We start from the raw sequence: 7,344 nt of genomic DNA on the forward strand, positions 1-7,344 counted from the left end.
GCCATGAGTTTATCCACATTAAGCATCCGAAGGCCCGTTTTTACCATAGTAATCAACCTGGTTATTGTACTTTTTGGGATTATTGGCTACACTTACCTTGGTGTCAGGGAATTTCCTTCGATCGATCCCGCGCAGATATCCGTTCGGACCAATTACACCGGTGCCAATGCGGATATTATCGAGTCTCAAATCACCGAACCGCTCGAAAAGGCCATCAATTCCATCGACGGAATCCGAAACATCACCTCGTCCAGCAACCAGGGTTCCAGCAACATCACGATCGAATTTAAGCTGGAAAAAAATCTTGAAGAAGCGGCAAATGATGTGCGCGACAAGGTTTCCCAGGCGGTCCGCAGCCTTCCACAGGATATTGACGCACCACCGGTAGTATCAAAGGCAGATGCGGATTCTGAGCCGATTATCACGATGACGGTACAAAGTGATACCAAAGATGCGCTCGCCTTAAGCGACTATGCAGAAAATGTCATCGCGGAACGATTACAGACCATCCCGGGCGTGAGCAGCGTGCAAATCTGGGGACAGAAAAAGTATGCCATGCGTTTATGGGTAGATCCGGTAAAACTCGCCTCTTACGGAGTGACCGTTTCAGACGTACGGACTGCCCTCGAAAAGCAAAATGTAGAATTGCCTTCCGGAAAACTGACTGGCGCCAACACCGAATTGACCGTAAAAACAATGGGGAATTTGTCCGAAGCGGAACAATTCAACAATATCGTGATTCTGGCCGACGGTGAAAAAACCGTAAAATTCAGTGACATTGGCCGCGCCGAACTAGGGCCTGAAAACCTAGAGACAAAAATGTCCGAATCTGGTCTGCCCATGGTTGGATTGGCGATTATTCCACAACCTGGAACGAACTATATTGACATTGCCAATGACTTTTATGAGCAGTACGACCAGCTCAAAAAATCATTACCGGGTGACATCAAACTCAATATCGCTATCGATAACAGTGTGTTCATTAAAAAGTCAGTGGTGGAAGTTGCGGAAACGTTAGGCATCGCTTTAATCCTGGTAATCCTTATCATCTATCTATTTTTCAGGGATTGGGCCATCGCATTCAGGCCGTTGATTGATATTCCGGTATCGTTAATCGCCACCTTCTTCATCATGTATCTTTGTGGATTTTCGGTCAATGTACTAACCTTACTCGCAATTGTACTGGCGACAGGATTGGTCGTGGATGACGGAATTGTAGTCACCGAAAACATCTTCAAAAAGGTCGAGGAAGGCATGTCGCCCATCGAGGCCGCTATCAAGGGATCCAATGAAATTTTCATGGCCGTAATTTCGATTTCAATCACACTCGCAGCGGTTTTTCTCCCAATCATATTCCTTGAAGGTTTTGTGGGAAGGCTGTTTCGGGAATTTGGCGTGGTGATTGGCGCAGCGGTCTTGATTTCGGCTTTTGTATCGCTTTCACTGACACCGATGCTGAACGCCTACCTGATGAAAGGCGGCGAGCAGAAAAAATCTAAATTTTACAATTTAACGGAGCCCTATTTCGTAAGAATGAACCAGGGTTACGCAGCATCGCTGGCTAATTTCATGAAACGGAAATGGATTAGTTTTCCAATCATCATCGGCTGTATCGGATTAATTGTGTTGTTTTTTAAAATCCTGCCTAAAGAAACTGCACCCTATGATGACCGAAGTTTTATTGGCGTCAACGTCACCACTCCGGAAGGCGCTACGTATGACTATACGGATCGGTTTATGCAGGAATTGACACAACTGATCAACGATTCGATTCCGGAAAAGAAAGTCAGCCTCGTCATTACCTCGCCTGGATTCGGATCGTCTTCAGTGAATAGTGGGCGAATCCGAATCGCATTGACGGAGCCCGGCGAACGCGAACGCAGCCAAAAAGAAATCGCCGCAGACCTTACAAAATGGACCAAGAAATATTCCGAAGCCAAAACCAATGTGTCTGAACAGCCGACGATTGCGGTAAACCGTCGCGGTGGAATGCCGATCCAATACATTATACAGGCGCCCAACTTTGAGAAACTACGCGAGAAGATTCCGCAATTCATGGATTTGGCAAACCAAAACGAGACCTTCTCAAATGTCGATGTGAACCTTAAATTCAACAAACCCGAAATCAATGTAACAATCGACCGTGAAAAAGCGGAAAGCCTTGGAATTTCCGTACTCGATGTAGCGCAAACGTTGCAATTGTCTCTGAGCGGACAGCGTTTTGGGTATTTTATGCGAAATGGAAAACAGTACCAGGTGATTGGCCAATTTGATGAGAAAGACCGCTCCGCACCACTCGATTTAACATCGATGTTTGTAAAAAATAACAAAGGGCAATTGATTCAGCTGGATAACGTCATCAAAACCGAAGAAAAAAGCAGTCCGCCGCAATTGTATCACAACAACCGCTATTTATCGGCTACCATTTCCGCCGGACTGGCACCGGGAAAAGTATCAGTGATGGCATAGAAGCGATGGACCAGATTAAGGCCAAAGTACTCGACGATACTTTCACGACCGATCTTGGCGGGGAATCTCGTGATTTCGTGGAAAGCAGTTCCAACACGACCCAGGCTTTTGGGCTTGCGGTGTTGTTGATTTTCCTGATACTGGCAGCACAATTTGAGAGTTTTATCGATCCGTTTATCATTATCCTGACGGTACCGATGGCAGTTGCGGGTGCGCTGTTTTCACTTTGGCTTTTCGGACAAACGTGGAATATCTTCAGCCAGATCGGAACAGTAATGCTGATTGGATTGGTGACAAAAAACGGCATCCTGATCGTCGAGTTTGCAAACCAACTGCGCGAACAGGGGAAATCAAAAATAGACGCGATACTGGAAGCCTCTGAAGCCAGATTACGACCCATATTAATGACCAGTTTGGCCATCTCACTCGGTGCACTGCCAATTGCACTTTCTCTTGGCGCCGCCGCAACCAGCAGAATTGGAATGGGCGTCGTCATTGTTGGCGGAACAATCTTCTCGTTGGTTTTGACCTTATTTGTGATTCCTGCGATGTACCTGATGTGGTCAAGGACGCGGAAACACCACGAAGAATTTGACCATATCGACGAATATGAAAAAGAAATAAAGCATGAAAAAGCATAAATTCAAAATACTTTTGCTCGTGTGTTTTACGGTTTTTTCTGCAAAAGCACAAACGGTCCTGACGGTCGATGAAGCGATAAAAATTGCATTGGAAAACAACTTTGATATCCGCATTGCAGCAAACGACCTCAAAATCGACAAAACCAACGTAACAATTGGAAATGCCGGGATTTTACCAACCGTAACCGCAAATGTCGTCGACAACAACGGCATCCAGAACAGCAAACAAACGCGCTCCGATGGCACGGTAAACGAATTGGACAATGCCAAAAATAACAGCCTGAATTATGGCGTCGGGCTGAATTGGACCATTTTCGATGGGTTGGGAATGTTTGCCCGATACGATCAGCTTAAAGAATTACAAAAGCTGGGGGAAGCAGAATTGCGGCTGTCTATCTTGACCAGCATCAGTGATGTGATTTCCACTTACTATAATATTGCGCAGCAGCAACAACAGCTTTCAGCGTTGGATTCAACGATTGTCATCTCCAAACAGCGATTGGAACTGGCAAACAACCGTTACACGATCGGAAAAGCATCAAAACTGGAAGTGCTCAATGCACAGGTTGATTTGAATACCGACACGACAAACTTACTCCGACAGAAAGAATTGTACGCCAATACAAAGATTGCAATGAACCAGATACTCGCCCGCGACCCACAAACGGACTTTATCGTCGAAAATGAAATTGTGATTGACCGGACGCTGCAATTGGGTGAATTAACGGCCTTGGCACAAAAGCAGAATCCCCAGCTGGAAGCGCAGGTCATCAATAAACGGGTTTCCGAGCTGCAACTGAAACAAATCAAAGCTAATCGGTATCCCGTGATTGGCATCAATACCGGATACAATTTTGCGCGCACCGAATCGAGCCTTGGCTTTACCACACAAACTTCGGCGAATGGACTGACGTATGGATTTACCGCGTCTATGAATATTTTTGACGGATTCAACCAAAACCGTTCTGAAAAAGTGGCGCGGCTGCAGGTTCAGAATTCTCAGCTTTTGATTGAACAACAAACGGAGAACATCAAATCCCAACTGGCATCTGCGTTTCAAACGTACCTTACCAACATAGAATTGGCCGACCTCGAGCAGAAAAACGAAGAAATTGCGAAACAAAACCTTGACATAACGATGGAAAAGTTCCGTATTGGAACCATCCCTACAATCGAATTCAGGACGGCGCAACTGAATTATATCACCGCACAAACCCGCAACAACGACGCCCAATTTCAGGCAAAGTTATCGGAAATCGCTTTGAAAGAACTCGCCGGAAATCTCAAATTTTAATTTAAATTTGTGGAAAAACCAAATGATTTCCTACAATACCAAAGACTGGTTCACTTTCATTTTCCGATTTCACAAAGCCGATACCTTCCGGAAACTTTTTCCCATTATGATGGCCATTGGAGCATATGCGGCAGTACTCGGCTATCTCGAAGTGGAGCATTGGCAGATGTCGGAAAGCAGTTACCTGAAAAACATCACCATCATGCACGGCATGATGGGGTTTGTCATTTCGTTGTTGCTCGTCTTCCGGACCAACACCGCTTATGACCGCTGGTGGGAAGGCCGCAAAATGTGGGGCGCCCTGGTCAACAACAGCAGGAATCTGGCCCTCAAAATAGCGGCGATGGTCCATAATGAACACGACCGTTTGTACTTCAGGAAAATCATTCCTGCCTATGCAATAATCTTGCAGAAACACCTCTCCAACGAAGAGGTTGCAAACGAACTCTTTGAAGACATTCCCGAAATCGAACACCACAAACACAAGCCCAACCAGGTCGCAGCCATGCTGTTCAGGAAAGTCAACGAACTGTATACGGAGAAAAAGATTTCCGGGGACCAGCTCATTGTCATAAACACCGAACTACAATCTTTTACAGACATCTGTGGTGCGTGTGAACGGATAAAAAACACACCCATTCCGTACTCTTACAGCGCTTTTATAAAGAAGTTCATTTTCTTTTATGTGATGACGCTACCATTTGGCTACGCGTTCAGTCTTGGGTATTACGTGGCGCCGGTCGTCGTCTTCATTTTTTATGTGTTGGCAAGCCTCGAGCTGATTGCGGAAGAAATCGAAGATCCATTTGGCACCGATGAAAATGACCTGCCAATGAAAAAAATTGCGGAGAACATCAAAAAACATGTCGAAGAGCTGCTCTGATTTTATGATGGCCGCATGTTGAAATAAAGTTTTTTTTTAATACATTTATTTCTTCCCTAATCCGCGTATCAAAGTATGTCCAACAACCGCACCCTGATCAGCCCGCCTGGCCTCTCCAGCGAAAAATCACTCAAGACATTGGTCGAAAATCGTACCATTTATTCGTTGAACAATTGCGAGTTGAACCTCTTTGAAACCTATGAACATTCTAACCTCGTCCCACTGAAATTTAACGATTTTGTGGTCACGAGCATGCTACGCGGCAAAAAGGTAATGCACCTTTACGACGATCCCGGATTTGATTACCTGCCCGGAGAAACCGTAGTCATCCCATCCAATGTGGAAATGAAAATCGATTTCCCCGAAGCGTCTGCTGACAACCCAACGCAGTGCCTCGCCCTGGCTGTAGACCAGGCAAAAATAAACGACACCCTCCATTTTTTAAACGAGCGCTATCCTAAAGAAGGCCATAACCAATTCTGGCAACTGGATTATCAAAATTATTTCTTCTACAACAATGTGGAATTAGCGTCAACCATAAGCAAATTGATCCAGGAGTGCATGAGCACGGCCATTACCAAAGATGCCCTCGCCGATTTAACGCTGCAGGAACTATTAATCCGGATCATCCAGACCCAAACCGTAAAAGCCGCACAGGAAGGTTTTTTCCCCAATTCGAACAGCCCAATGGTGGCCGTAATGGAGTATATCCGAACGAATCTCACGGAAAGCATCACGCTGAAAAGCCTCAGCGACAAAGCCTGCATGAGCACGACGTCTTTCTACCGCTTTTTTAAACGGGAACTGGGCATGAGCCCGATTGAATTTGTACTCAGCGAGAAAATAAAATGCGCCAAAAGGCTGCTGAAGAATCCGGCACTACAAATCAATGAAGTGTGCTATGCCGCCGGATTTGAAGATTGCAATTATTTCATCCGGTTGTTCAAGAAATTTGAAGGGATTACACCCAAACAATACCAATTGCTGCATTCGAATTAATCTTCCACGAACCGGACCGGAACAAGATCTTCCAGTTCTTCCGGGGTAAACATTCTCGATTGCGTCAGGAAACGGTAGCCCAACGGAATTTCAATCGAAAAGCTGGATCCGCGTCCTTCCACAATATCAATCGTTAGCTGCGTATAACGCCAATATTCAAATTGGTCTTTATTCATCCAGAATTCGCACCCTTCGATGTCTCCCAGACACACATCACTCTGCCCGAGGATAAAATCCCCTTTCTCAAAACACATCGGCTGCGAACCGTCGCAGCACCCACCGCTTTGATGAAACATCAACGCACCGTGCGATTGCTTCAACTTTTCTATCAGCATTTTCGCTTTCTCAGTAATCAGAACCCTTGCTGTCATAACTATATTTTATAAAAAACCCGGAAGCCTTGCCTCCGGGTTCAATTTAACCAAAAGAACTATTGAACAGATTAAAAGAATCCCAATTTATTCTTGTCGTAAGAAATCAGCATGTTTTTCGTCTGGCGGTAATGGTCGAGCATCATCTTGTGGTTCTCGCGTCCGAAACCTGATTTCTTGTATCCTCCAAATGGCGCATGGGCCGGATAAGCATGGTAACTATTCACCCAGACACGGCCCGCTTTTATGGCTCTTGGCACCTGATAAAGCTGGTGTGCATCACGCGTCCAGACGCCTGCACCAAGGCCATACATCGTATCATTGGCAATTTCAATGGCCTCTTCCTGTGTCTTAAAAGTGGTAACGCAGGTCACGGGCCCAAAAATCTCTTCCTGGAAGATCCGCATTTTGTTGTGCCCCTTGAAAATCGTTGGCTGGATGTAATAGCCGCCTTCCAAATCCCCACCAAGATGGTTTACACCACCGCCCGTGAGGATTTCAGCGCCTTCTTCTCTTCCGATTTTTAAATAAGACTGGATCTTCTCATATTGGTCGTTGGAGGCCTGAGCGCCCATCATCACGGTGCCATCGAGTGGATGCCCCACTTTAATTGCGTTGGTGCGCTCAACCACTTTGGCCATGAATTTATCATAAATATCCTCCTGCACCAAAATACGCGACGGACAT

5 protein-coding genes and 1 pseudogene are annotated in these 7,344 nt (G+C 45.7%); 4 read left to right on the top strand and 2 right to left on the bottom strand.

Annotated features, from left to right (window positions below; genetic code table 11):
- The first annotated feature begins 3 nt into the window (after positions 1-3).
- The 4 genes and pseudogenes from CFE23_RS14945 to CFE23_RS14960 all read left to right on the top strand — a co-directional run bounded on the left by CFE23_RS14945 (position 4) and on the right by CFE23_RS14960 (position 6,286).
- Positions 4-3,110 (top strand): annotated as a pseudogene (locus tag CFE23_RS14945) (efflux RND transporter permease subunit).
- On the top strand, positions 3,097-4,404 hold the full coding sequence (locus CFE23_RS14950) for a TolC family protein (RefSeq protein ID WP_291089692.1): 1,308 nt from the start codon (positions 3,097-3,099) through the stop codon (positions 4,402-4,404). Before CFE23_RS14945 ends, CFE23_RS14950 begins: the two are co-directional and overlap by 14 nt.
- Before the next feature lie 22 nt (positions 4,405-4,426).
- Complete coding sequence (locus CFE23_RS14955) at positions 4,427-5,287, top strand: bestrophin family ion channel (RefSeq protein WP_291089695.1); 861 nt, start codon at positions 4,427-4,429, stop codon at positions 5,285-5,287.
- Positions 5,288-5,362: 75 nt separating this feature from the next.
- Positions 5,363-6,286, top strand: a complete 924-nt coding sequence (locus CFE23_RS14960) for an AraC family transcriptional regulator (protein ID WP_291089698.1) — start codon at positions 5,363-5,365, stop codon at positions 6,284-6,286.
- Here CFE23_RS14960 and CFE23_RS14965 read toward each other — a convergent pair.
- Both CFE23_RS14965 and CFE23_RS14970 read right to left on the bottom strand, forming a co-directional pair.
- Positions 6,283-6,657: a DUF779 domain-containing protein gene (locus tag CFE23_RS14965; RefSeq protein ID WP_291089701.1), complete on the bottom strand. Its 375-nt coding sequence runs from the start codon at positions 6,655-6,657 to the stop codon at positions 6,283-6,285. The two genes, CFE23_RS14960 and CFE23_RS14965, sit on opposite strands and share 4 nt — an antisense overlap.
- A gap of 71 nt (positions 6,658-6,728) precedes the next feature.
- A partial coding sequence (locus CFE23_RS14970) for an aldehyde dehydrogenase family protein (protein ID WP_291089704.1) occupies positions 6,729-7,344 on the bottom strand: 616 nt, incomplete at its 5' end.

It is taken from the genome of Flavobacterium sp. BFFFF1 (genome assembly GCF_002256285.1).
Lineage (GTDB): Bacteria > Bacteroidota > Bacteroidia > Flavobacteriales > Flavobacteriaceae > Flavobacterium.

What these genes read in the sequence shown, in the direction of transcription:
- CFE23_RS14950 (WP_291089692.1), top strand. Translation starts at nt 3,097, where the DNA reads ATGAAAAAGCATAAATTCAAAATACTTTTGCTCGTGTGTTTTACGGTT.
- CFE23_RS14955 (WP_291089695.1), top strand. Translation starts at nt 4,427, where the DNA reads ATGATTTCCTACAATACCAAAGACTGGTTCACTTTCATTTTCCGATTT.
- CFE23_RS14960 (WP_291089698.1), top strand. Translation starts at nt 5,363, where the DNA reads ATGTCCAACAACCGCACCCTGATCAGCCCGCCTGGCCTCTCCAGCGAA.
- CFE23_RS14965 (WP_291089701.1), bottom strand. Translation starts at nt 6,657, where the DNA reads ATGACAGCAAGGGTTCTGATTACTGAGAAAGCGAAAATGCTGATAGAA.